The 24,866-nt window shown below is 73.4% G+C and carries 14 protein-coding genes; 10 read left to right on the forward strand and 4 right to left on the reverse strand.

The genetic code is table 11. The features are described 5' to 3' along the window. The first annotated feature begins 400 nt into the window (after window positions 1-400). The 10 genes from NOO62_RS37480 to NOO62_RS37525 are packed head-to-tail and all read left to right on the forward strand — an operon-like array spanning window position 401 to window position 20,619. Entirely contained in the window at window positions 401-7,459 is a 7,059-nt protein-coding gene (locus NOO62_RS37480; RefSeq protein ID WP_268775246.1) for a type I polyketide synthase, read from the forward strand. A 7-nt stretch (window positions 7,460-7,466) separates the two neighbouring features. Beyond that, window positions 7,467-12,083: a beta-ketoacyl synthase N-terminal-like domain-containing protein gene (locus NOO62_RS37485; RefSeq protein WP_414930955.1), complete on the forward strand. Its 4,617-nt coding sequence runs from the start codon at window positions 7,467-7,469 to the stop codon at window positions 12,081-12,083. Then, entirely contained in the window at window positions 12,080-12,388 is a 309-nt protein-coding gene (locus tag NOO62_RS37490) for an acyl carrier protein (protein ID WP_321170641.1), read from the forward strand. Before NOO62_RS37485 ends, NOO62_RS37490 begins: the two co-directional genes overlap by 4 nt. 2 nt (window positions 12,389-12,390) lie before the next feature. Next, window positions 12,391-13,269: an alpha/beta fold hydrolase gene (locus NOO62_RS37495; RefSeq protein ID WP_268775247.1), complete on the forward strand. Its 879-nt coding sequence runs from the start codon at window positions 12,391-12,393 to the stop codon at window positions 13,267-13,269. Then, window positions 13,266-14,471, forward strand: a complete 1,206-nt coding sequence (locus NOO62_RS37500; RefSeq protein WP_268775248.1) for a glycosyltransferase — start codon at window positions 13,266-13,268, stop codon at window positions 14,469-14,471. Before NOO62_RS37495 ends, NOO62_RS37500 begins: the two co-directional genes overlap by 4 nt. Continuing rightward, window positions 14,450-15,538, forward strand: coding sequence for a class I SAM-dependent methyltransferase (locus NOO62_RS37505; RefSeq protein WP_268775249.1), 1,089 nt, complete (start codon window positions 14,450-14,452; stop codon window positions 15,536-15,538). The genes NOO62_RS37500 and NOO62_RS37505 overlap by 22 nt, the downstream gene beginning before the upstream one ends. 1 nt (window position 15,539) lies before the next feature. Continuing rightward, complete coding sequence (locus NOO62_RS37510) at window positions 15,540-16,796, forward strand: lipase family protein (protein WP_268775250.1); 1,257 nt, start codon at window positions 15,540-15,542, stop codon at window positions 16,794-16,796. A 28-nt stretch (window positions 16,797-16,824) separates the two neighbouring features. Further along, window positions 16,825-18,084 carry a lytic transglycosylase domain-containing protein gene (locus tag NOO62_RS37515; RefSeq protein ID WP_268775251.1) on the forward strand — a complete coding sequence of 420 codons (1,260 nt, stop codon included), beginning with the start codon at window positions 16,825-16,827 and terminating at the stop codon, window positions 18,082-18,084. A 58-nt stretch (window positions 18,085-18,142) separates the two neighbouring features. Next, window positions 18,143-18,970, forward strand: a complete 828-nt coding sequence (locus NOO62_RS37520; RefSeq protein ID WP_268775252.1) for a mycofactocin-coupled SDR family oxidoreductase — start codon at window positions 18,143-18,145, stop codon at window positions 18,968-18,970. A gap of 17 nt (window positions 18,971-18,987) precedes the next feature. Next, a complete protein-coding gene (locus NOO62_RS37525) occupies window positions 18,988-20,619 on the forward strand; it encodes an amidohydrolase (protein ID WP_268775253.1) in 1,632 nt (543 codons plus the stop codon). Between the two features lie 25 nt (window positions 20,620-20,644). Here NOO62_RS37525 and NOO62_RS37530 read toward each other — a convergent pair whose 3' ends face one another. The 4 genes from NOO62_RS37530 to NOO62_RS37545 all read right to left on the reverse strand — a co-directional run bounded on the left by NOO62_RS37530 (window position 20,645) and on the right by NOO62_RS37545 (window position 24,738). Continuing rightward, complete coding sequence (locus NOO62_RS37530) at window positions 20,645-20,857, reverse strand: hypothetical protein (protein ID WP_268775254.1); 213 nt, start codon at window positions 20,855-20,857, stop codon at window positions 20,645-20,647. A 29-nt stretch (window positions 20,858-20,886) separates the two neighbouring features. Further along, window positions 20,887-22,878, reverse strand: coding sequence for an ATP-binding protein (locus NOO62_RS37535; RefSeq protein ID WP_268775255.1), 1,992 nt, complete (start codon window positions 22,876-22,878; stop codon window positions 20,887-20,889). A gap of 281 nt (window positions 22,879-23,159) precedes the next feature. Next, window positions 23,160-24,068 carry a PDR/VanB family oxidoreductase gene (locus tag NOO62_RS37540; RefSeq protein WP_268775256.1) on the reverse strand — a complete coding sequence of 303 codons (909 nt, stop codon included), beginning with the start codon at window positions 24,066-24,068 and terminating at the stop codon, window positions 23,160-23,162. 40 nt (window positions 24,069-24,108) lie between these two features. Further along, on the reverse strand, window positions 24,109-24,738 hold the full coding sequence (locus tag NOO62_RS37545; protein WP_268775257.1) for an MSMEG_1061 family FMN-dependent PPOX-type flavoprotein: 630 nt from the start codon (window positions 24,736-24,738) through the stop codon (window positions 24,109-24,111). Window positions 24,739-24,866: the final 128 nt, after the last annotated feature.

Consider the following 24,866-nt stretch of genomic DNA (forward strand, 5'->3'; position numbering starts at 1 on the left):
GCTGCCTCTCGTACTGCGTGAAGGAGCAGAACGGGTGAAGGAAGAATGGCCGTACATGTCGTTATCTTCGCCAGATACGACTCTGTTTCGAATCGGTAAACTACTGACGAGTAGTTGGGCGGTCAAGATGTGGATTACCGGCAGAATTCAGTTGCCGGGTTTCGGGGGCGACTTCATCCTCACGTGAGCAAAAAACGCCTTGGGTTTGTGCGTGGCTGCCAAATTCTCGGAGGTGCGTCCAAGTGACAACTGAGCCCGGCCCCTTACTCACCGCGCAACAGATCTCCGGTACGTGGCGAAACAGCTCTTGACCTGCTTCTCGGGGCGCTACTAGCTTCCGCACTCGGCTCGATTGTCAATTCAACGTAATTGCCTGTGTCGACGAGCGGTCGGAGTGCGCATGCTGTCTTCTGAGGAAATCCTGGACGCGGTCCTCGGGGTGAGCCCTTTCGGTCGCCCGGACGCCCGTCTGGTGAGCGCGGTGTGCCGGGCGGGCGGCCTCGGCGTGCTCGACCTCGGGACGGGTGACCGGCACGCACGCGAGGAACTCGCCCGGCTCTGCCGCTGGGAGCCGGAACGGTTCGGGGTGCGGGTGGGCGAGCGGTGCGCGTTGCGCCCCGCCGACCTGGACGCACTGCCGCCGGGTCGCCCGCACGCGGTGCTGCTGGGCCTGGGGTCCGCCTGGCCGGCCGGCGAACTCAGCGGCTACTACTGGGTGTTGGTCGAGGTCGCCAGCCGCGAGGAGGCTGTCCGGGCGGTGGCCGACGGGGCCGACGGCCTGGTCGTGTGTGGCAGCGAGGGTGGCGGCGAGAGCGGCGCTCGGGGTGCGGGAGGGCTGAGCGCGGGTGCCCCGCCTGTCGGTGGCCCGAGCACCTTCGTTCTTCTGCAGCAGATCCTCGCCGACCCCGACCTGCCGGTGCCCGTCTGGGCGTGCGGCGGCATCGGCCCCCGTACCGCCGCGGCCGCCGTGATGGGCGGCGCGGCCGGTGTCGTCCTCGACACGCAGCTCGCCCTGCTCGCGGAATCCGGCCTGCCCGAACGCGAACGCGCCGTGCTCGCGACGATGGACGGGGTCGGGACCACCGCGGTCAACGGGGGACGGATCCCGCGCCGCGACCAGGCTCGGGCGGCGCTTCCCGTCGACGGCGGACGGACGCCGCACCGCCCCCGAGACACGCCTCCGCGCCACCCGCGAGAGCCGCGCCATCCCCAAGAGCGCCCGCTTCCCGTCGGCGAGGACGGCTTCCTCGCCGCCCGGTTCGCCGCCCGCTGGGGCACCGCCGCGGAGGCGGTACGTGGAATACGTACCGCCATCGCCCAGGCAGCGGCGCCCCCCGCACCCCGCGCCCCCGGCACCGAACTCCCCGTGGCGCAGGGCCCGATGACCAGGGTCAGCGACTGCCCGGAGTTCGCCGCGGCCGTCGCCCACGAGGGCGGGCTGCCGTTCCTCGCGCTGGCACTCGCGGACGGCGAACAGTCCCGCGCCCTCCTCACCGCCACCCGCGCCGAGCTGCACGACCGCCCGTGGGGCGTCGGCATCCTCGGCTTCGCCGAAGAGGGAATCCGCGAGGCCCAGCTCGCGGCGGTACGGGAGGCCCGGCCCAGCCACGCCGTCATCGCGGGCGGCAGACCCGGACAGGCCGCCGAACTGGAGGCCGCCGGCATCCGGACCTTCCTGCACGTCCCGTCGGCCGTGCTGCTGCGGCAGTACCTGGACGCAGGAGCCCGCAGGTTCGTGTTCGAGGGCTCCGAGTGCGGCGGGCACGTCGGGCCGCTCGCCTCCTTCCCCCTGTGGGAGGCGCAGTTGGCCGTACTGGAGGAGTACGCGGACGCCGGTCCCGAGGTGCTCGCGCAGACCCAGGTGATGTTCGCCGGAGGCATCCACGACGCGCGGTCCTCCGCGATGGTCACGGCCCTCACCGCGCCGCTCGCCGCGCGGGGCATGGCGGTCGGCGTCCTCATGGGCACCGCGTACCTCTTCACGCGGGAGGCGGTCGCCCTCGGCGCCGTACAGCCGGGCTTCCAGCGGCAGGTCGTCGCCGCGGAGTCGACGGCGCTCCTGCGTACCGCGCCCGGCCACGCCACCCGCTGCGTGCCGAGCCCCTTCACCGCGACGTTCGCCGTGGAGGAGGAGCGGCTGCGGGAGCAGGGCCTGGCGCCGGAGCGCAGATGGGCGGAGCTGGAGCGCCTGAACCTGGGGCGGCTGCGCATCGCCAGCAAGGGCGTGGAGCGGCGCGACGGCGAGCTGCTCACCGCCGACGAGCCGCGTCAGCTGGCCGCCGGGATGTTCATGGCGGGGCAGGTGTCGTTGCTGCGTACGCGACCGACCACGATCCGCGCGCTGCACACGGAGGTCGGGGCAGGGGCGGCGGACTTCCTGGCCGCGCGGCGGGCCGCTCTGCGCCCCCGCTTTCCGCTCCCGGAGCCGTCGCCGACCGAGGCCGCCATGGCGCCCGAGCCGCTGGACGTCGCCGTCGTCGGCATGGCCTGCATGTTCCCGCGGGCGGACGGCCTCGACGCCTACTGGGCGCAGATCCTCGACGGTACCGACGCCGTCACCGAAGTCCCCGCCGACCGCTGGGACCCGGCGGTCCACTACGGCGCCGACAGCGGCCGCACCCCCTCACGCTGGGGCGGCTTCCTGCCCAGGATCCCCTTCGACCCGCTGTCCTACGGCATTCCGCCCGCCTCGCTCGGCGCCATCGAACCCGTCCAGCTCCTCGCCCTCGAAGCGGCCCGCCGCGCCCTCGACGACGCCGGGTACGCGGACCGCTCCTTCGACCGCTCCCGCGCCTCGGTCATCTTCGGCGCGGAGGCGGGCAGCGACCTCGCCCACGCCACCACGCTGCGCACGGTCCTGCCCTCCTACGTCGACTCCGTGCCGGAGGCGCTGTCCGGGCAGCTGCCCCGCCTCACCGAGGACTCGTTCCCCGGCATGCTCGCCAACGTCATCTCCGGCCGCATCGCCAACCGCCTCGACCTCGGCGGCGCCAACTACACGGTCGACGCGGCCTGCGCCTCCTCGCTCGCCGCCGTCGACGCCGCCTGCAAGGAACTCGTCCACGGCACGAGTGACCTGGTGCTGTGCGGCGGCGCCGACCTGCACAACGGCATCAACGACTACCTGCTCTTCGCCTCCGTGGGCGCCATGTCCCCGACCGGCCGCTGCCGCACGTTCGACGCGGCCGCCGACGGCATCGCGCTCGGGGAGGGCGTGGCCTGCGTGGTGCTCAAGCGGCTCGCCGACGCCGAACGCGACGGCGACCGCGTCTACGCCGTGATCAGGGGAGTGGGCCGCTCCAGCGACGGTCGCTCCCTGGGCCTCACCGCGCCGGGCCCCGCGGGTCAGCGCGCCGCACTGGAACGCGCGTACGCCCAGGCCCGCATCTCGCCCGCCGAGGTCGGACTGGTCGAGGCGCACGGAACGGGTACGGTCGTCGGCGACCGTACCGAACTCGCGGTACTGACCCAGGTGTTCACGGAGGCCGGAGCCGGGACCGGCGACTGCGCGCTCGGCTCGGTCAAGTCCCAGATCGGCCACACGAAGTGCGCGGCGGGCCTGGCGGGCCTCATCAAGACGTCCCTGGCCCTCCACACCGGGGTCCTGCCGCCGACTTGTCAACTGACCCGCCCCAACCCGGCCTGGGACCCGCACACCAGCCCCTTCTCCTTCCACACCGAGGCACGCCCGTGGGCGGCGGCACCCGCCGAACGCCGCGCCGGGGTCAGCGCGTTCGGCTTCGGCGGCACGAATTTCCACGTCGTCCTGCGCGCCCACGAAGGCGGAGCGCCCCCGTCGCACGGGCACGCCCACTGGCCCGCCGAGTTGTTCACGTTCCGCGGCGACGACCAGGAAGCGGCGGCCCGCGAGGTGCGGTGGCTGCTCGACCTCGTCGACCAGCTCGACCGCGGGCCGACCACGCCACGCCTGCGGGATGTAGCGGCCACGGCTGCCCGGCGTGCGGCGGGGCGTCCAGGGCCGGTACGCATCGCGGTCGTCGCCCGCGACGTGGACAGCCTGTCGGGGCTGCTGAGGCGAGCATCGGCAGGCGAGGACGACCCGGCGGCCGGAATCTTCGTGGGAGGGGTAACGGGGAGCGGCACGTTCGGGGACGGCGGCCGCGTCGCCTTCCTCTTCCCCGGCCAGGGCAGCCAACGTCCCGGCATGAGCGGCGAACTGCTCATCGCCTTCCCCGAGACACAGCAACACCTGCGCCTCGGCTCCGCCTGCGCTCAGGCGCTCTACCCACCGGCCGACTTCATCCCCGACGCGGACGAACGCAGCCGCGCCGGCCTCACGGACACCCGCAATGCCCAACCGGCCCTGGGCATTGCGGGGCTGGCCACCGCCGACCTGCTCACCCGCGCGGGAGTACGCCCGGACATGGCCGCCGGGCACTCCTACGGCGAACTCGTGGCCCTCTGCGCGGCGGGCGCCTTCACGCCGGACGACCTGCTCGCGCTGAGTACCCGCCGCGCCGAAGCCATCGTCGACGCGGCGGGCGAGGACGCGGGCGCCATGGCGGCGGTGGGGGCGGGGGAGGCCGCGACCCTGGCGGTACTGCGGGGGGCGGGGCAGGCGGACCAGGTGGTGCTGGCCAACCTCAACGCGCCGGACCAGTGCGTCATCTCGGGCTCGACCTCGGCGGTCCGGGCCGCGGTGGCCGCGCTGGGCGACGCGGGGCACGGCGCCAAGATGCTGCCGGTCGCCTGCGCCTTCCACAGCCCGCTCGTCGCGGGCGCGGGACCGGTGTTCGCCGAGGCCCTCGCGGAAGTGACCGTGCGGGAAACGGAGTTCCCGGTGTGGGCCAACGCCACCGCCGCGCCCTACCCGTACTCGCCCGAGGCCATCAGGGCCGGTCTCGCCGCGCAGATCGCGTCACCCGTCCGCTTCGCCGCGCAGATCGAGGCGATGTACGAGGCCGGGGCGAGGATCTTCGTCGAGGTGGGCCCCGGACGCGTGCTGAGCACGCTGGTCGGCCGCGTCCTCGGCGACGACCGTCCGCACCGGACGATTCCCACCGAACCGCACGCGGGCGCCGGACTGCCCGGCTTCCTCACCGCCCTCGCCCGCCTCGCGGTCGAAGGCGTGCCCGTGGACACGGGGTGGCTGTTCCACGGCCGCGCGACGACCGACCTGGCCGACCCTGAGGGGTCCGCGTCGGCAGGCGCGTCGCCGGGCTGGACTGTCGACGGCCACCTTGTCCGGGACGCCTCGGGCGAGCCGCTGCCGGGCGCGTTGCGCCCGGCCCGACGTATCACTCTGGAGGCGGATGTGTCCGATGCGGGGCGGCCGGACCGGGACGAGCTGCTGACCGAGTTCCTGCGAGGGACGCGGGAGGTGGTGGCGGCTCAGCGGGACGTTTTGATGGCGTACTTCGGGGGTTCGGCGCTGGCGGCGGCGGGGTCGGTGGAGGTGCCCCTGCCGGAGCAGGGGCAGGAAACGGAAACGGAGACGGCGTCCGTACGTGTGCCCGCCCCCGAGCCAGTGGCCGCGCCCGTGCCCGCGCCCCGGGAGCCCGCCACCGGCGCCGACCTGCTCGACGCCGTCCTGCGGATCATCAGCGGCCGCACGGGCTACCCGGCGGACATGATCGAGCCCGACCTCGACCTGGAGGCCGACCTTGGCATCGACTCCATCAAACGCACCGAGATCGCCGGGGAGCTGGCGGGGCTGCTGGGTGGGGGAGCGGACGCGATGGGACTCGGCGACACCGAACTCGAAGCGCTGTCCCGGGCGCGTACGGCGGAGGCGATCACGCAGTGGCTTACGGCGAGGCGGGTGGCGTCGACGGGGGTGGGCGCGTCCGAGGCCCGCCGGAACGAAACGCGGGATGACGTGCCGCTCGGGACGGCGCCCAAGCGGTACGTGGTGGGGCGGGTACCGCTGCCGCTGCCACCTGGGGCGGCGGACCTGGACCTGACCGGCAAACGGTTCGCGGTGCTGGGTGGCGCACCCTCGGGCGCCGGACCGTCGACGGCCATGAACGCGGAACGGGGCACCCCACGGACCGACCGCGCGGACAGGGTGGCGCGCTCGGTGACGGCCGAGCTACGGCAACGCGGGGCGGACGTCGTACTGCTCGACCGGGACCACGAACTGACCGATGCCTCCGCTGGGGCGGGCGGCGACCGATCGACACCCAACCCCAACCCCAACGCCTCCAGGCCGCACGCCCCCCACCTCGACGGCGTCATCCACCTCGGTGCCCTGGCGGAGGGCGCCCCGCCCGCGCTCCCCACCGGCTTCGCCGCCTACGTCGCCGTGCTGGCCCCGCGCCCGGCCTGGCTGATCGCCGCCTGCCCCGTCACCGGTGCCGCAGGAGCCGGTCTGCCCGGTCTGTTCCGTACCGTCGCGCACGAGTACCCCGCCACCAACAGCCGGTTGGTGCGCGTGGCCGAGTCGTCCGCGTGGCCTCCGGACGAGGAACTCGCCCGCGCGCTGGTGGCCGAACTGTCCGACCCGCAGCCCGAGCCCGTCGTCGACCACACGCCCGAAGGCCGTTTCGTGCCCCGCGCGGAGGCGGCCCCTCCGGGGCCGTCCGCACACCGTGGCGCGGGCCCCGCAGGGGGCGACGGCAGCGCCGAAGTGCTGGCCTGCGGGCTGACCCGCGAGTCGGTCGTGGTCCTCGCCGGGGGAGGCCGCGGCATCACCGCCCGCTTCGCCCTCGCCCTGGCCACCGCCGCGCGCTGCCGCGTCGAACTCCTGGGCCGTACGCCACTCCCCGACACCCCCGAAGGTCCGGAAACAGCCGCCGCGCGGGACCGTGCCGAGCTGCGGGCGGCCCTCGCCGCGCAGGGCGACCGGAACCCGGCCGAGGTCGACCGGACCGCCGGGCTCATCCTCGCCCAGCGCGAAGTGGCCGCCACTCTGGCCGAGTTGGGACGACTGGGCAGCCCCGCCCGCTACCACGTCACCGATCTGCGCGACCCGGACGCCGTCGACCGCGCACTGAAGGAGGTCATGGCCGAGTACGGCCGGATCGACGGTGTCGTCGGCGGTGCGGGCGTCATCGAGGACCGGCTGATGGTCGACAAGGACGCCGCCTCCTTCGCCCGCGTGTACGGCACCAAGGTGGACGGAGCGCGCCACCTCCTCGACGCGGCCGCCGCCCTCTACGACCCACAACACCCTCTGTTCGCCGTCCTGTTCGGCAGCGTCTCCGCCGTGCTCGGCAACCGCGGCCAGTGCGACTACGCCGCCGCCAACGACGCCCTGGAAAGCCTCGGCGCGGACTGGTCCGCCCGTACGGGCAACCGCGCGCTCACCGTCCACTGGGGCCCCTGGGCGCCGACGGGCGGCCACGCCGGGATGGTCACGCCGGAGCTCGGCCGCGACTACGCACGCCGCGGCGTCCGCCTCATCGACCCCGACGAAGGCGTGCTCGCCCTGCTCCGCGAACTCGCCTGGGGCGACCCGGCCGCGACGTCCGTCGTCCTCACCGCGTCAACCCTGTGAGGCCGCGATGACGACCTGCTACGGCGTGACGGATGCGCCAGCCACCAGCTACGCAGCCATCGTCGGCATGGCCGTCCTGTTGCCCGGCGCCCCCGACCTGGACACGTACTGGCAGAACCTCGTCTCGGGCGCCGACGCCATCACCGAGGTGCCGGGGCACCGCTGGGACGCCTCCCTCTACCCCGAGCGCATCTACTGCAGACGCGGTGGCTTCGTCGACGAGTTCGCCACCGTGGACGCCGCCGGGTTCGGCGTCATGCCGGACTCCGTACCCGGCACCGAACCCGACCAGCTCATCGCCCTCCAGGTCGCCGCCCGCGCGATCGACGACGCGGGCGGCGAGGCGAGCCTCCCCGAGCGCGACCGCATCGGCGTGGTCCTCGGCCGAGGCGGCTACCTCACCCCGGCCCAGGCCCGGAACGACCAGCGCGTACGTACCGCACGCCAGCTCGTCCACACGCTCGCCGAGGTCCTCCCGGAGCTGGACGCGGCCCGGCTCGCCCGCATAGAGGACGCCTTCGCGCGGCAACTCGGCCCCGACCGCCCCGAGTCGGCCATCGGGCTCGTCCCCAACCTCGCCGCGTCGCGCATCGCCAACCGACTCGACCTGCGCGGCCCCGCGTACACGACGGACGCGGCCTGCGCCTCGTCACTCATCGCCGTCGACCAGGCGGTCGCCGAACTCAGCACGGGGCGGTGCGACGTGATGCTCGCGGGCGGCGTCCACCACTGTCACGACGTCACACTGTGGAGCGTCTTCAGCCGCCTCGGCGCGCTGTCGCCGTCCGAGCGCAGTCGCCCCTTCCACACGAAGGCCGACGGCATCCTCATCGGCGAGGGCACCGGCATCGTCGTCCTCAAGCGCCTCGCCGACGCGACACGTGACGGCGACCGCGTCTACGCGGTCATCCGGGGTACGGGCGTCGCCGCCGACGGCCGTACCGCGAGTCTGGTCAGCCCCGATCCCGGCGGCCAGACCCGCGCCGTCCGCCAGGCCTGGCAGGCGGCGGGCATCGACCCGCGCGCGCCGGGCACCGTCGGCCTCCTCGAAGCGCACGGCACCGGGACCCCGGCCGGAGACGCGGCCGAACTCGCCACGCTGGCCGAGGTGTTCGGGCCACCGCACGGCTGCCCGCCGCACGGCTGCGCGCCGGACGACCCTCGGCGAGCAGTCATCGGCTCGGTGAAGTCGATGATCGGACACACCATGCCGGCCGCCGGAGTCGCGGGCCTGGTGAAGGCGGCGCTCGCCCTGCACCACGCGACGCTGCTGCCGACCCTGCACTGCGAGGACCCGCACCCCGCCCTCGCGGGCACCCGCTTCCGGCCGCTCGGCACGGCCCAGCCGTGGGAGGCCGATGGACGTGACGTCCGCAGGGCCGCGGTGAACGCCTTCGGCTTCGGCGGCATCAACGCGCACGTCGTCCTGGAAGAGGCCCCACACTCCGCACGCGCACGGACCCGAACAGCTGTCACCACCGCTGCCGTCGTCCGGGAGCCGGAACCGGTGCTCCGCCTCACCGCCGACAGCCCGCAGCTCCTCGCCGACTGCCTGGACGCCCCCGATTCCGCGCTGCGGGCCCGCGCGGACACGGAGCCGCCCCCGGGCGGCCGGATGCGCCTCGCGATCGTGGCCCCCGACGCCAGACGCCTCGCCCTCGCCCGCCGCGCGGTGGCCAAAGGACGCGCCTGGCGCGGCAGAGGCGACGTCTGGTTCGCCCCGAATCCCCTGCTCGCACCCGGTGCGGGCGGCAAGCTCGCCTTCGTGTTCCCCGGCCTGGAGGCCGAGTTCGCCCCGCGGGTGGGGGAAGTCGCCCAGCACTTCGGGCTGCCCATGCCGATGCCGCTGCCGACGGGAGCCGACGTGGTCGTCGGTGACGTCGGCCGCCACGGTGTCGGCGTGCTCGCCGTCGGCCGCGTACTGGACGGCGCCCTGCGGGCCCTCGGCGTCGCACCCGACGCGGTGGCCGGACACAGCATCGGAGAATGGTCCGCGATGCTCGCGGGCGGCCTGTACGACACGGCCACGGCGGACGCGCTGCTCGCCGACTTCGACCCCGACTCACTCCGCGTGCCCGGTGTCGCGTTCGCCGCGGTCGGCGCGTCCGCGGAGCAGGTCCTGGAGGTGCTCGGCTCCCGTACCGACGTGGTGCTCTCCCACGACAACGCCCCGACCCAGTCGATGATCTGCGGCCCGGCAGACGCGGTCGACGCCCTCGTCCAGAACTTCCGCGAGCGGCGGACCGTCGCGCAGATCCTGCCGTTCCGCTCCGGCTTCCACACCCCGATGCTGGCCCCCTACCTGAGCCCACTGACGGCCGACGTCCACCGCGCCCCCGTCCGCGCGGCGCACGTCCCCGTCTGGTCGGGCACCACGGCCTCCCCGTTCCCCCCGGCCCCGGACGAGGTACGGAACCTCTTCGTACGCCACCTGCTCGAACCCGTCCGCTTCCGGCCGCTCATCGACGCGATGTACGCCGCCGGGTTCCGGGCCTTCGTACAGGTGGGCACCGGCCGCCTGAGCTCCCTGATCGAGGCCACCCTGGCGGGCCGCGAGGGCCTGACCGTCGCCGCGGACACGCCCCGCTGCGGCGGGCTCGCCCAACTGCGTCGCGTCGTCGCCGCGCTGTGGACGGAGGGCAGCACCCGGGCGACGTTCACCCCACTGTCCCGCCGTACCACCGCGCGCCGACCGGTCCGCCTCGACCTGGGCGCAGCATCGGTGTCGCTCCCGCCCGACGCCCGCGCGGACCTCCGCGAGGCCTTGCTGACCGCCCTGAACCACACCCCGCCCCCCGGCCCCAACCGCCTCGCCACCCTGGCCACGCTCTTCCCGGCGGCAGCGGAACTACGGTCCGCGCTCACGGAAACGGCGGACGCGGCGGTAACCCTGTTCGCCGGGTCGGTGGCGCGGCGCCGTTCCGAAGCCGACAAGCCAACCCCGCAGCCGCCACCTGCGAGACCGGTCACCGCCGCGACGTCGGAGGCGGGCGACGCGGGCCCCGGGGCCGCCCACCCCACCCCCCTGACCACCGACTCCCCCCTGACCACCGACTCCCCCCTGACCATCGACACCACCTCCATGCCCCACCTCCTCGACCACTGCTTCATCCCGCAGCGCCCCGGCTGGCCCGATCTCTCCGATCGGCACCCCGTCGTCCCCGCGACCACCGTCGTCCACCACATGACGCGGGCCGTCGAGCGGGCCCGCCCCGGGCAGCGAGTCGTCGCCGTGCACGACGTGCGGCTGGAGCAGTGGATCGTGGCCGAACCCGCCACCCAGGTCGAGGTCGTCGTGACGTCCGAGGCCGATGAGCGTCTCGTGCGCGTTGCGTTCGGGTCGTACGCGCGAGCCGTTCTCGAGGTCGCCGATGCCCACCCCGGCCGCCCGCCCGCCCGCTGGCGCCGTGACGCGGGCGAACGGCCCTGTTCCCTCACCGCCGAGGAGCTGTACCGGGACCGCTGGATGTTTCACGGGCCCGCCTACCAAGGGCTCACCGAACTCACCGCCATCGGTGACCGCCACGTCCGCGGGACCATCACCACACCCGCCGCCCCCGGCGCCCTGCTCGACAACGTCGGCCAGTTGCTCGGGCACTGGATCCTGGCCACGCACGCCGAGCGCAACGTCGTCTTCCCCGTACGCATGCACGCCTTCCGTTTCTTCGGCCCGCACCCGGCCCCCGGCACCCCCGTCGAATGCCACGCCAGAGTGGCCTCCCTGACCGGCACCGCCCTCACCGCCGACGTCCAACTGACCGTCGCAGGCACCGTCTGGGCCGAGATCACGGGATGGCAGGACCGCCGCTTCGACGTGCCGGGCGCCGACCGCCCCGGCGGCTACCCCGAGCGCCGCACCCTCTCCGAAGCGCGGCCCGGCGGCTGGACGCTGCTCACCGACGCCTGGCCCGACCTGGCGTCGCGCGACCTCGTGATGCGCACCCAACTCGGCGCCGCCGAACGGGCCGTGTACCTGACCCATCCGCCGCGTGGCCGCCGCCAGTGGCTGCTCGGCCGGATCGCCGCGAAGGACGCGGTGCGGCACTGGCTGTGGCAGCGGTCCCCGGACGCCGTGTACCCGGCCGAGATCGCCGTCCGCAACGACACCGCGGGACGCCCGTACGCCGTCGGTCTGCACGGCCGCGAGCTGCCCGCCCTCGACCTGTCGCTGGCCCACCGCGCGGAGACCGCCGTCGCCCTCGTACGACCGCACGCCGAACGGGAGCATCCCGACACCGGCGTCGGCATCGACGTCGAAGTCGTCGCCGACCGCGCCGAGGCCACCTACCGCGCCGCCCTCGACGAACGCGAACGCGCACTGCTCGCCGGGCTCAACACCGCCGGTGGTGAACGCGAAGCCGTGTGGTTCACGCGGTTCTGGGCGGCCAAGGAAGCCGCCGCCAAGGCCGAGGGGTTCGGTCTGCGCGGCCGGCCCCGGGGGTTCGCCGTCCGTGCGGTACGCCCCCACGGACTGATCGTCGAGACGGACCGTCAGCGCCACCACGTGCGCTGCGAACACCTGGCACCCGCACCCGCACCCCTACCTGAAGCACCTGACAACGTCCCCGCCGCACCGGTCAAGGACCACATCGTGGCCTGGACAGTGAAGGAGTACGACCTGTGAAGACGACCGTCGCGCCGGACGAGAGGCGGGTGCTCCGGGAGATCGCCGAGATGATCACCACCGTGCTCGGCGACTACGCCCCGGACGCCGCCGACATCGGCATGGACGCCCGCTTCGGCGACGACCTGGAGATGGAGAGCATCGACCTGGTCACCCTCGCCGGACTGCTCGCCGACTGGTACGGGCCGGACGCCAACTTCGCCGCCTACCTCGCGAGCCTGGAACTCGACGAGATCATCGCCCTGACCGTGGGCGACCTCGTCGCGTACGTGTGCCGCGCCCTGCGGCCCGGCACGGGAGGCTGACCGTGGCCAAGGTGCGGGCGAACGGCCTCCTCCACCACGTCCAGCGGCTCACGCACAGCCCGATCCCGCACACACCGGCGCCGCACGCCCGAGTTCCCCTTCCGCACCCTCCAACCATCGTCCTCCTCCACGGCGCCTTCATCGACAGCCTCGCCAGCTTCTACTTCACCCTCGGACCGCACTTCGCGGACGCCGGCTTCGACGTCCTCATGTACGACCTGCGCGGGCACGGCCGCAGCGAGCGTCCGCCCACCGGCTACACCCTGGAAGACTTCACCGACGACCTCGCCGCCCTGCTCGACGCCCTCGACATCGACGGCCCCGTACACCTGCTCGGCAACTCCTTCGGCGGCACCGTGGCCCTGGACTTCGCCGTGCACCATCCGGAACGTACGGCCTGCGTCACCGTCGTCGAGTCGGGGCCCGCGACGCGCGGCTGGGCGGCCACCATGTCCGGGGCCCTGCACCAGGCGACCGGATCGCGTACCGAGGAAGAAGCGCTCGCCTGGTTCGTCGCCGAGTACGGAGCGCTCGCCTCCACCCGGCAGGGCGACGACCTGCACGACGCCCACATCGCACGCCTCGGCCGCGCCGCCGGACGGCTGATCGCCACCACCTCCATCGCTCAGGACATCCCGGGCGGCCGCACCCTCACCGACGACCAGCTGCGCGCCCTGGACCGGCCGGTGCTCCTGATCAACGGCCAGGGCGGCCTCGTCGCCGAGGAGACCGCCCGCCTGGCGACACTGCTGCCCCATTGCGAGGTCTCCGTCGTTCCGGGACAGAAGCACTCGGTCCTCGTCGAGGACGCCGAAAGCGTCGGCGCCATCGCCCTGGACTGGGCGACGCGACGGCTGCCGTTCGCGGGAGGTGTCGTATGAGCCGCTTCCTCTTCGTCGTTCCGCCGCTCGCCGGGCACGTCAACCCGGCCGCGGCCGTCGCCGCCGAACTCGCCGCCCGCGGGCACGCCGTGGCCTGGGCCGGGCAGCCCGCCGTCCTCACGGGCCGGGTCGCCCCCGACGCACCCGTCTTCCCCTGCGCGGGCGCGCCCGCCCTCGACGACCGGCCCCGCGACCTGCGCGGCGTGGCCGCCCTGAAGTTCCTGTGGGACGACTTCTTCGCGCCGCTCGCGTACGCCATGGCGCCCGGGGTGACCACCGCCGTCATGGAGTTCGGGCCCGACCTGCTCGTCGTCGACCAGCAGACGGTCGCGGGCGCACTGGTCGCGGAGCGGCTCGGCGTCCCCTACGTCACCTCGTCGACCACCTCCGCCGAACTCTCGGGCAGCCTCATCGGCATCCCGAAGGTCGACCTGTGGCTCACCGACCTCCTGGACGGCCTGCGGCTGCGCCTCGGCGACCCATCGGCCCGCTACGATCCGCGCTTCTCGCCCCGGCTCACCCTCGTCTTCTCGACCAGTGAGCTCGCGGGTCCCGCGGCACACGGCCGCGGGCCGGTGCGCTTCGTCGGTCCCGCGCTCGGCCCGCGCGCCGATGTCACCGGCTTCCCCTGGGAGTGGGTCGACCGGGACGACGGGGGCCGGGCGCTGGTCCTCGTCTCTCTCGGGACCGCCAACACCGCCGTGGGCGCCCGTTTCCTCGCCCAGTGCGTCGACGCCGTACGCGCCCGCTCCCGCGGCATGCGCGCCGTGGTCGTCGACCCGGGCGGACTCCTCGGACCCCCGCGCGGCGACGACGACGTCCTGATACGCCCCGCCGTTCCGCAACTCGCCCTGCTCGCCCGCACCGACGCCGTCGTCTGCCACGCCGGGCACAACACCGTCACCGAGGCCCTGTGGCACGGCGTCCCCCTCGTCGTCGCCCCGATCCGCGACGACCAGCCCGTGGTCGCCGCCCAGGTCACCGACGCGGGCGCGGGCGTACGCGTGCGGTTCGGCAGGGCCGACGCCAGAGCCGTCGGATCCGCTCTGGACGACGTGCTCGGCAGACCCCGATTCGCCGCGGCCGCCCGCCGCATCGCCCACTCCTTCCGCGAAGCGGGCGGAGCGCCCGCCGCGGCCGCCCATCTCGAAGAGCTCGCCATCGAAGAGCAGGAGAACCCGTGGCACGGACTGCAGATATAGCCGAGCGCAGGCCCCACTACCGGCGGCTGCTGGCCGGGGGAGTGGACCGGTTCTTCCAGCCCCGGCGCACCACCTGCCCCTGGTGCACCTCCGAACGCCTCCGCCACCGGCTGCGCAGCCGGGACCATGTCCAGAACAAGCCCGGCACCTTCGTCCTCGACGAGTGCCGGGACTGCGGGCACATCTTCCAGAACCCGCAACTGACCGCCGAGGGCCTCGGCTTCTACTACGGGGACTTCTACGACGGCCTCGGCGAGGAGTCCACGGCCAAGATGTTCGCCGGACGCGGCAGCGCGAAGCGGTTCCGGCACAGCGCCCGCGCCCTGCGCGCCCATGCGCGGCCGCGCCGCTGGCTGGACGTCGGCACCTCGCACGGCCACTTCTGCGCCACGGCCAAGGAGGAGCTTCCGGATACCGAGTTCGACGGCCTCGACATGGGGGAGAGCGTCGAACTCGCCGTGAAGGAGGGGCGGATAGCCGCCGCCTATCGTGGACAACTGACCGGACTGGCAACGGAGTTGGCCGGGCGCTACGACACCGTCAGCATGTTCCACTACCTGGAGCACACGCTGATGCCGCGCAGCGAGCTCGCCGCCGCCCGCACCGCGCTCCGGCCCGGCGGGCACCTCCTCATCGAGGTCCCCAACCCCGAATCACCCCTCGGCAGGCTCTTCCGCGGCCGCTGGATGCCCTGGTTCCAGCCCCAGCACCTGCACTTCGTCCCGATCGGTAACCTCTGCCGTGAACTGGAACGCATCGGCTTCACCATCGTCTCCGCCCACCGCAGCGGCAACCAGCACATCCCGGTCGACCTCGCCTGCGCCACCTGGTTCTGGGCGGCCCGCGCCATGCCCAAGGAGGACGCGCCCTGGCTCGCCCGGCGTCCGGGGCGGGCCGCGGTCACCGTCCGCTGGGCCGTGGCGCTCGCCGCACTGCCGCTGGTCCTCGTCGCGTACGGCCTCGACCTGCTGCTCGCACCCGCCGTCCGGCGGACCCCGCTGAGCAACGCCTACCGGGTGATCGCCCGCCTCGGCCCGACCAACGCTTCCGACCTCCGGGGGAACTGACATGCCGGTACGCACCTCCCCACCGGCGGGGCGGCTCACCGTCGCCCTCGCCCTGACCTTCGCGGCCTGCACGCTCTCCGCGGGCCCGGCGGACAGCACCCCTCGCCCGGCCCCGGCGCACACCACCGCGGCCCTGCCGCCCGACGACTTCTACGTACCGCCCGCCACCCTTCCCGAAGGCAGGCCCGGCGACGTCATCCGCTCCCGCAAGGTCGACCCCGGCACCCCGACGCCGCGCGCCCTCGCCGATACCTGGCAGGTGATGTACCGGTCCACCGACGCCCTCGGCGGACCGCACGCCGTCACCGCCACCGTCCTGGTGCCCAAGGGCGGCAGCCCCGCGTCACGGCCGATCGTCGGCTGGGGCCCCGGCACCCAGGGCCCCGCCTTCCGCTGCACCCCCTCCCGGATGATCGCCAAGGGCGCCCTGTACGAACAGTGGGTCATCAACGCCATGCTCAAGGCGGGATACGCGGTCGCCGTCCCCGACTACGAGGGCTACCGGCCGGGACCGAAGACGACGTACATGGTCGGCAAGTCACTCGGACCCGCCCTGATCGACGCGGTCCGCGCGGCCCAGCGGCTGCCCGCCGCGGGACTCTCCGCCGACGCACCCGTCGCCTTCCGCGGCTACTCGCAGGGCGGCGGCGCCGCGCTGTGGGCGGGGGAGTCCACGGCCGACTACGCGCCCGAGCTCAACCTCAAGGGCATCGTCGCGGGCGGCGTCCCCGGCAACCTCATGGAGGTCGCCCTGCCGCTCAACGGCCGCCCCGGCTCCGGCTTCCTCTTCTACGCCCTCATCGGCCTCGACCACGCCTACCCCGAGCTCAAGTTCGGCGGCGTGCTCAACGACGCGGGACGCGCCATGGTCGCCGACCTGGAAGCGGGCGGCTGCGCCCTCGAAATGATCAACAAGTACGGCAACAAGTCGCTGTCCGCGTACGTCACCCGCAGCCCGCTCGTCGACGCACCCTGGGTCGCCCGCTACACCGAGAACACCCTCGGCGCCGCCTCGAAGATCAAGGTGCCGGTATTCCAGTACCACGCGACGCAGGACGCCCTCGTCGAACCCAACCAGGCCGACGCCCTGCACAAGGCGTACTGCGCGCAGGGCGTGCCGCTGACCTGGAAGACGTACGACACCACGGGCCGCCCGCCGATCAGCGACCACCTCTGGCCGATCCAGGCGGCGAACGCCGAGGCCATGACGTATCTCGCCGACCGTTTCGCGAACCGGCCCGCCGCCCCCGACTGCTGAGCAGCGCCGCAACCCCAAGAGGTGAGTGATGGCAACGAGCACCAGGCACCGGAACAACAGGCACCGCAAGAAGGGCGGCCTCCGTATCCGCCGCGGCATGTCGGGCACGGTCGTCGCGGCCCTCGCGATGGCCGGGCTCACCGCGTCGGCCGCGCCCGGCAGCCCCCTGGCCCCGGCCCGCCACGGCTCCGCCCCCGACAACGAACCGGAGGCCGACGGCTGGTTCCCGCCCGCCGGGCCCTCGGCCGACGTCTACCACACCGAACTCCCGCCCCTGCGCGTCCGGAACGGGGCACCCGAAGGTGGCGGCGGCAGCCGGAGCGCCGCCGTAGGGACCCAGTCCGGCATCCCGTCCACCGTCCTCACCGCCTACCGGCGCGCCGAGACCGCCCTCGCCACCACCGACCCCGGCTGCCGACTGCCCTGGCAACTCCTCGCCGCCATCGGCAAGGTGGAGTCCGGCCATGCGCGTGGCGGCCGCGTCGACGCCGACGGCACGACCCGTACGCCCATCCTCGGCCCCGTCCTCAACGGCGGCGGCTTCGCCCGGATCTCCGACACGGACGACGGGGCGTACGACGGCGACGCGACCTACGACCGGGCGGTGGGACCGATGCAGTTCATCCCCTCCACGTGGGCGAGTTGGGGCGCGGACGGCAACGACGACGGCCGCGCCGACCCGAACAACATCCACGACGCGGCACTCGCCGCGGGCCGCTACCTGTGCGCGGGCGACCGCGACCTCGCCACGCGGGCAGGCCTGGACCGGGCGGTCCTCAGCTACAACCACTCCACGGCCTACCTGCGCACGGTCCTGGCCTGGCTGGACTTCTACCGGCGCGGCGTGCACGCGGTCCCCGACGGCCGCGGCCCCCTGCCGACCAGCCCCGGGCCGGGCGGCAGGACCCCGGCGGACCGGCCGGTCGGCGGCGGCGTGGTCGTCGGCCCCCAGCCGTCGCACCCGCCCCGCCCGCGACCCGGCGACTCAGCCTCCCCACGACCGACCCATCCCGGCCCGCGCCCCTCCACCCCCGGCACGACCCCACGCCCCTCGGAGCCGGGCCCTTCCCACCCAGGCCCCTCCCACCCCGGCCCCACCCCACCCGGCTGCCCCACCCCGTCCCCCTCCGACACCCCGCCCCCGTCGAACGACCCCTCACCCTCCGACACCCTGCCCCCCTCGGAAACCCCGCTCCCCTCGCCCTCCCGGACCAGCACACCTCCGGCACCCTCCCCCTCCGGCCCCAGCCCCTCCGACGACTGCCCGGCGCGCGACGAGCAGCCCTGAGTCCGATTCCCCTCATGACCCCCTGGCCAGGCCGACGCCCGCGCGGTACACCACGAACATGACCCACGGAATGGGGCGTCTCGAAGGCAAGGTCGCCTTCGTCACCGGCGCGGCCGGCGGCCTCGGTCGCAGCTATGTCCAACGGCTGGCGGAGGAGGGCGCCGACCTGGTCATCGTGGACATCTGCCGGTCGGTCGACACCGTGCCCTACCCGCAGTCGACGCCGGAGGAGCTGTCCGAAGCGGTCGAGGAGGTGGAGGCGTCGGGGCGCCGCGTCGTCGCCAGGCAGGCCGACGTGCGCGACCGGGCCGCCCTCCAGGAGGCGTACGACGCAGGGCTCGCCGAGTTCGGGCAGATCGACGTCGTCGTCGCCAACGCCGGAATCGCGCCGCTTTTGGTGGACGACAGAGTCCAGGCGTGGCACGACGCCATCGACATCAACCTCACCGGCACCTTCCACACCATCGAGGTGGCGGTCCCTTCGATGATCGACGCCGACCAGGGCGGCTCGATCGTCATCGTCAGCTCCACCGCGGGACTCGTCGGCATCGGCGGGGCCAGCAACGGAGGCCTCGGGTACGCCGCGTCCAAGCACGGTGTGGTCGGGCTGATGCGGACGTACGCCAACAACCTCGCCCCGCACAGCATCAGGGTGAACTCCGTGCACCCCACCGGCGTGGCCACCCGCATGGTCGCCGACCCGGCCATGGTCGAGTTCGTCGCCCAGGACCCGGTCCTGTCCGGGGGATCCCCGAACGCCCTGCCGGTGGACACCATCGAGCCGGACGATGTGGCCAACGCCGTCCTGTGGCTCGCCTCGGACGAAGCCCGCTACATCACCGGCGTCACGCTGCCCGTCGACGCCGGATTCATCAACCGCCGCTGAGCCGGAAGCGGGTCGCCATGACCGAGCAGTACGCGGATCTGATCGTCGTCGGCGGGCACGTCAGGACGCCGACCGGCCGGGCCGACGGGCTCGCCGTGCGCGCCGGTGTCATCGAGACGGTCGGCACCCGCGAGGACGTGCTGCGCAGGCGCGGGCCGGACACGCGGGTGCGGGACGTGGCCGGCGGCACCGTGCTGCCCGGCCTGCACGATCTGCACGTGCACCCGATCTACGCCGGGGTCCGCGAACGCCGCTGCAAGATCCCGCAGGGCTCCGACCTCACCGCCACCCTCCGCATCGTCACCGAGCACGCCTCCCGCGCCGCGCCCGGCGCGTGGATCCTGGGCGGGCAGTGGGACGCGTACGCCCTCGGCGGCACCCCGGAACGTACGATGCTCGACGCCGTCGCCCCCGGCCACCCGGTCCTCCTGGAGGACACCAGCGGACACAGCTCGTGGGCGAACAGCGCGGCGCTCCGCATCGCCGGCATCGGCCCCGGCACGCCGGACCCGCCGGGCGGCATCTTCGAGCGGGACGCGACCGGCCGTCCGACCGGCATCCAGCGTGAGACGGCCGCCGATCTGCTCGCGGCGTCGGCTCCGAAACCGGACGACGACGAGGTGGAGGCGGCTCTGGAGTGGGCGCTCGGGGAGATGCTCTCCTACGGGATCACGTCGTTCACCGAAGCCGCGGTCGGCTTCACCGCGGGGCCGCGGGCCGAACTGCGCGCCTACACCCGGCTCGCCGCGCGGGGCGCCGTCCGTCAGCGCGTACGCCTCAGCCTCGTGTGGTCGCCGTACGCCCCGGTGTGCGAAGAGGTGATCGCGCACCGCAACCTCTACGCGAGCGCCCACATCACGCCCGACTGCGTGAAGATCTTCCTCGACGGCGTGCCGACCGACAGCCACACGGCCGCCATGCTCGAACCGTACAAGGACACCGTGGAGGGACGGGGTGACGAGGCGGGGCGGCACGGAATGCTCGTGGTCGCGCCCGCCGTCCTCGACCAGGCGGTGACCCGGTTCGACCGGATGGGCATCACGGTCAAGTTCCACGCGGCGGGCGACGCGGCGGTCAGGGCGGCGCTCGACGCCATCGAGGCCGCCCGTACGGCCAACGGCCACAGCCCGTGCATGCACAACGTGGGTCACTGCACGTTCGTGTCGAAGGCGGACATCGAGCGCGCGACGCGGATCGGCGCGACCTTCGAAGTCTCGCCCTACCTGTGGCGGCCGTCCCCGATCTGCTCCGACATCGCGGCCGCCGTCGGCCCGGAGGCGGTCGAACGCGCCTGGCCCGTCCGGGAGATGCTCGAGGCCCGCGCACTGGTCGTGGCGGGCTCGGACTGGTGCGTCGTGCCGTCGGTGAGTCCGTGGTCGGCCATGGAGACGCTGGTGACCCGGCAGGAACCGGGAGGCAGCACCGACCGCTTCGGCGCGTCCCAGGCCATCACCCTGGAGGAGGCCTTCGACCTGTTCACGGTCAACGCCGCCCGCCAGGAAGGCATGGCGCACCGCGTCGGACGCATCGAACCCGGCATGCTCGCCGACGTCGTCGTCGTCGACCGGAACCCCTTCGAGGTACCGATCACGCAGGTCCACGCCACCGAGGTCAGGATGACGTTCGTCGAAGGGGAACAGGTCGCGTAGGACTCCGTGCGGCTGGCGCAGGCGGCTACTTGCGGTCTCGGTGGAGCAGGTCGTGTGCCTGCTTGTCGAGGGCGGGGGCGACGCTGTGATTGAAGACGCGGAGCACGTCCTTCGTCACGTCGCCCACCGGCAGCGGGTTCTGCTGGTCCGGTGCCTGGGCCTGCGCCACGCCGGAGAAGGACAGAGCGGCGGCGCCGGTGAGGGCGAAAGTGGCCAGTACACGCGTCGTATTGTTCATGGTTTGCCAACGATCGCCCGGTTCGGGGGTCACGCGAGGAGGTAGGGCTCCCGCAGGTGCGCAGGGACGTCGTCCGTCGAGGTGTCCAGCGTCAGCCCGGCCCTGTGGTGGCGTTCGTACGTCGGCGGGGGCAACGCGGCGCGGGTCCGCTGTTCGCAGGTCCTGCGCCGTTCGACCATGTCGGGGGCGCCCAGCTGGGGCACGCCGACCTTCCGCCACACCTGGTCCCCGAGCCCCAGCAGCCAAGCCGCCCACTCCGCCTGCCCGTCGTCGACGGCCGCCAGTGCGAGGGTGTCGAGGGTTATGGCGATGCCGTACGCGTCGTTGAGGAGCCACTTCGCCTCCAGTGCCGTGCGCAGGGAGGGGATCGCACGGGCGGGATGTCCGCGGACCGTGTCGAGGGTGCCGATCACGTAGTGGCCGAACGATCGGACCCAGATGTCCTCCGTGGGCGCGGCGCGTGCGATGACCCGTTCGGCGAGGTCCTGGGCCCGGTCGAGTTCGCCGAGGGCCATGAGGAGGTAGCTGTGGGAGGCCGTGCAGAGCAGCCCGGCGATCTCCTCGCCCGCGGCCTCGGCGAGCGGGAGGGCGACTTCGAACCGCTCCAGGGCAGGGCCGGTGTCCCCCTGGAGGGTGAGCGCCAGGCCCTGCGCGTACGTGGCCCAGGCCCGGGCGGGTCCGTCGTCGGTTCGCGTCGCGAGCTCCAGAGCTTCGGTGGCCCGCTTCAGCGCGATGCGGTGCTCACCCTGGCAGGACGCGACGACGGCGCACACCCACAGGGCCCGGGCCCGTCCGGGCTCGTGCGGCGGGTCCGACGCGAGGGCGGCTTCGAGGAAGTGGCGGCCCTCGCGGAGGTTGCCGCACGCGAACCAGAAGTAGAAGAGGTCGGCCGCCATGTGCAGCGCGGCCGGAGGGTCGGTGCGCAGACAGTGCTGCAGGGCCGCGCGCAGATTGGCGTGCTCGGCGGCCGCCTGCCGATACACCTCGGGCTGCCGCGGCCCGAGCCAGCCTTCTGCGCCGGTCAGTGCCAGATGCCGGTAGAAGTCCCGGTGCCGCAAGCACAGTTCGTCCCGCTCACCGCAGCGTTCGAGCCACTCGGCACCGTACTCACGCACCGTGTCCAGCATCCGGTACCGCCGGGCCCCCGGCGGCCCCTCGCGCACCACGACGGACTTGCGCACCAAGGAGGCGAGAGCATCGGTCAGGTCGTACCCGAAGAGTGGCTTGATGGTGCAGACGAACTCCATCGCCGTCATCGTGAAGCTCCCCGGGAACACCGAGAGGCGGGCCCACAGCAGCCGTTCGTGAGGGGTGCACCATTCGTGGCTCCAGCCGATGCTGGTGCGCAGTCCCGCGTGCCGTGGACGTACGGCTGTCAGATCGGTGTCGGACGGCGTGTCCGGCGACAGGAGGTCCAGGCGCTCGGCGAGTTGACGGTTCAGCTGCCGCGCCGAGGCGGACCGCAGCAGCGGGGCGGCCAGCTCGATGGCGAGGGGCATGCCCTCCAGCACATCGCACAGCGACACGAGTTCGTCGGGTTCATCGTGCGCGGGCACCCGGTCGGGAGACGGCTCACCGGCTGCCTGCCCCGCCTGCTCCACACGTGCCGTCAGCAGGGCGATCGCATCACCATCGGGGCCGGTCGACATGGGCCCGACCGGCACGACGCACTCGTGGCGCACGCCCAGCGGAGCGCGGCTGGTGGCCAGGATCCGCAGCCCCGGCAGCGCGTCCAGCAACGCACCGGCCAAGGAGGCGCACTCGTCTGTCACATGCTCACACGTGTCGAGTACGAGGAGCACGTCCCGCTCCGCGAGATGCTCGGTCAGAACCTCCACCGAGGACCGCCCGGTCTGGTCCTGGAGCCCGAGCCCGGTGATGACCGCCTGCCCGACGAGCGCCCCGTCGTACACCGACGCCAGATCGACCCACCGCCTCTCGTACGCCGAACCGAACCGCGCAGCGACCCTCCACGCGATCCGCGTCTTGCCGACCCCGCCCGCCCCACACAGGGTGACCATGCGCCGAGCCGTCAACTGCCCACACACGGCCTCCACTTCAAGCACCCGGCCCACGAACCCGGACGGCTCCGCCGGCAGCGCCCCGCCCGTATCCAGCCCCTGCACATCTCGCATCGGTGGCGGAACCCTCCGGTCGTCGTCAGGGCGGCGTTGCCCGTGACGAGGATGCCGCATGACGGCGATCAAGACGCGCAAAGCGCGGGGAGACATCCGATGGTGGGAGCCGATCCGGCCAGGACGGCGGAGGTACGAGGACTCGACCGGGTCCGCGTGACCCGTCCTCAGAGGTCGAGGACGAGGCGGGGGGAGGCGGCGCGGGACACGCAGGGGAACATGCGGTTCTCGGGGGCGCCGATGTCGTCGCGGTGCTCGGGGGTGCCGTTCAGGACGGTGATCTCGCAGCTGCCGCAGACGCCTTCGCGGCAGCCTGCGGGCAGGGGGTGTCCCGCGTGGGCGAGGGCGTCGAGCAGCGATTCGTCGGCCGGTACGGCGACGGTCTCCCCGGACCGGGCGCAGACCGCCTCGAACGCCGTGTCGGGGCCGAAGGTGCGGGCCACCGGCTGGAAGCGTTCGGCGTGCAGCCGCTCCGCGGGGAACGCCGCTTCGGCCGCCGTCAGCATCGTCGCGGGCCCGCAGCAGTAGACCAGCGTGTCGGTGGGCAGCGTTGCCGCGAGGGCGTGCAGGTCCGGCCTGCCCTGTCGGCCGGTCTCCACGATGCGCACCCGGTCCTCGTAGGAGCGGAGCAGTTCGTCGGCGAACGGCATGCTGTCCAGCGCGGGACCCACGTACACCAGCGTCGCGGGAACCCCGGCGGCGACCGCCGCACGGAGCATGGGAAGCAGCGGCGTGATGCCTATGCCGCCGGCGAGGAAGAGATAGCGCGGCGCCGGGACGAGCGGGAAGTGGTTGCGGGGGAGGGACACCCCGAGGGTGCGGCCCGGGCGCAGGAAGCGGTGGACGTACTCCGAGCCCCCGCGACTGAGCGGGTCGTACCGGACGGCGACGCGGTAGGCGTCGCGCATCGCGGGGTCACCGCACAACGAGTACTGCCGGTCCAGCCAGTTGGGCAGCGACAGGTCGATGTGGGCGCCGGGGTCCCAGGGGGCGAGGTCGCCCGCGGTGGCGCGCAGGGTGAGGGTGATGACGTCTTCGGTGAGCCGGTCCATGTGCTCGACGACGGTCTGTTGCATGGGTGGTTCCTCGGTCTACGGGAGGTGGTGGGCGGCGCGGTCAGTAGAGCTTGCGGTAGGCGTCCTCCAGGGACGCCTCCAGGAGCTTCGGGTCCACGTCGAGACCGAACTGCGCGGCCGCCATCTCCCCGATCGTCGGCATGCCCTCGGCGAGCGCCTGGCTCGCCGGGTCCCACAGCCGGGAGCGCAGCAGCGCCCGCCCGCAGTGGAAGTACACCTCGGCCACCTCGACGACGATCGCCAGCTCGGGCCGCTTGGCCTCGATGCGCATCCGTGCCAGCACATCGGGTTCGTCGGTGACGTAACCGCTGCCGTTGAGGCGCAGCACCTCACGCACGCCGGGGACGAAGAAGCACAGCCCGACGCCGTCGTTCTCCGCGAGGTTGCGGAAGGAGTCGGCGATCTTGTTGCCGGGGCGGTCGGGGAGGGCGACGGTGTGCTCGTCGAGGACCTTCACGAAGCCCGGATAGTCGCCGCGCGGCGAGCAGTCCGCACGTCCGGCCGCGTCCGCCGTGGCCATGGTCAGGAACGGTGAGTGGGCTATGAAGTGACGTACATAGTCATCGATACGATCCGCCACCTTCTCCTTGATCACGGGATCGGGTTGCCCGAGGCGGGCAATGACCTCGTCCGGAGAGATCCGACGGGGGCGTGCGGGGGCATGCGTCATGGTGCCTTCCTCAGACGGACGACGGTGTGCGGCCGCAGGGGCGGCCCCCGCATCGCCGCAGCTCATGACAGTATTGTGAGCAATTACTCAGGTCCCACGCTACTCGCATTCACGGGCCCTCGCAGGAG

The sequence above is a fragment of the Streptomyces sp. Je 1-369 genome, from assembly GCF_026810505.1.
In the GTDB taxonomy this organism is placed as follows: Bacteria; Actinomycetota; Actinomycetes; order Streptomycetales; family Streptomycetaceae; genus Streptomyces.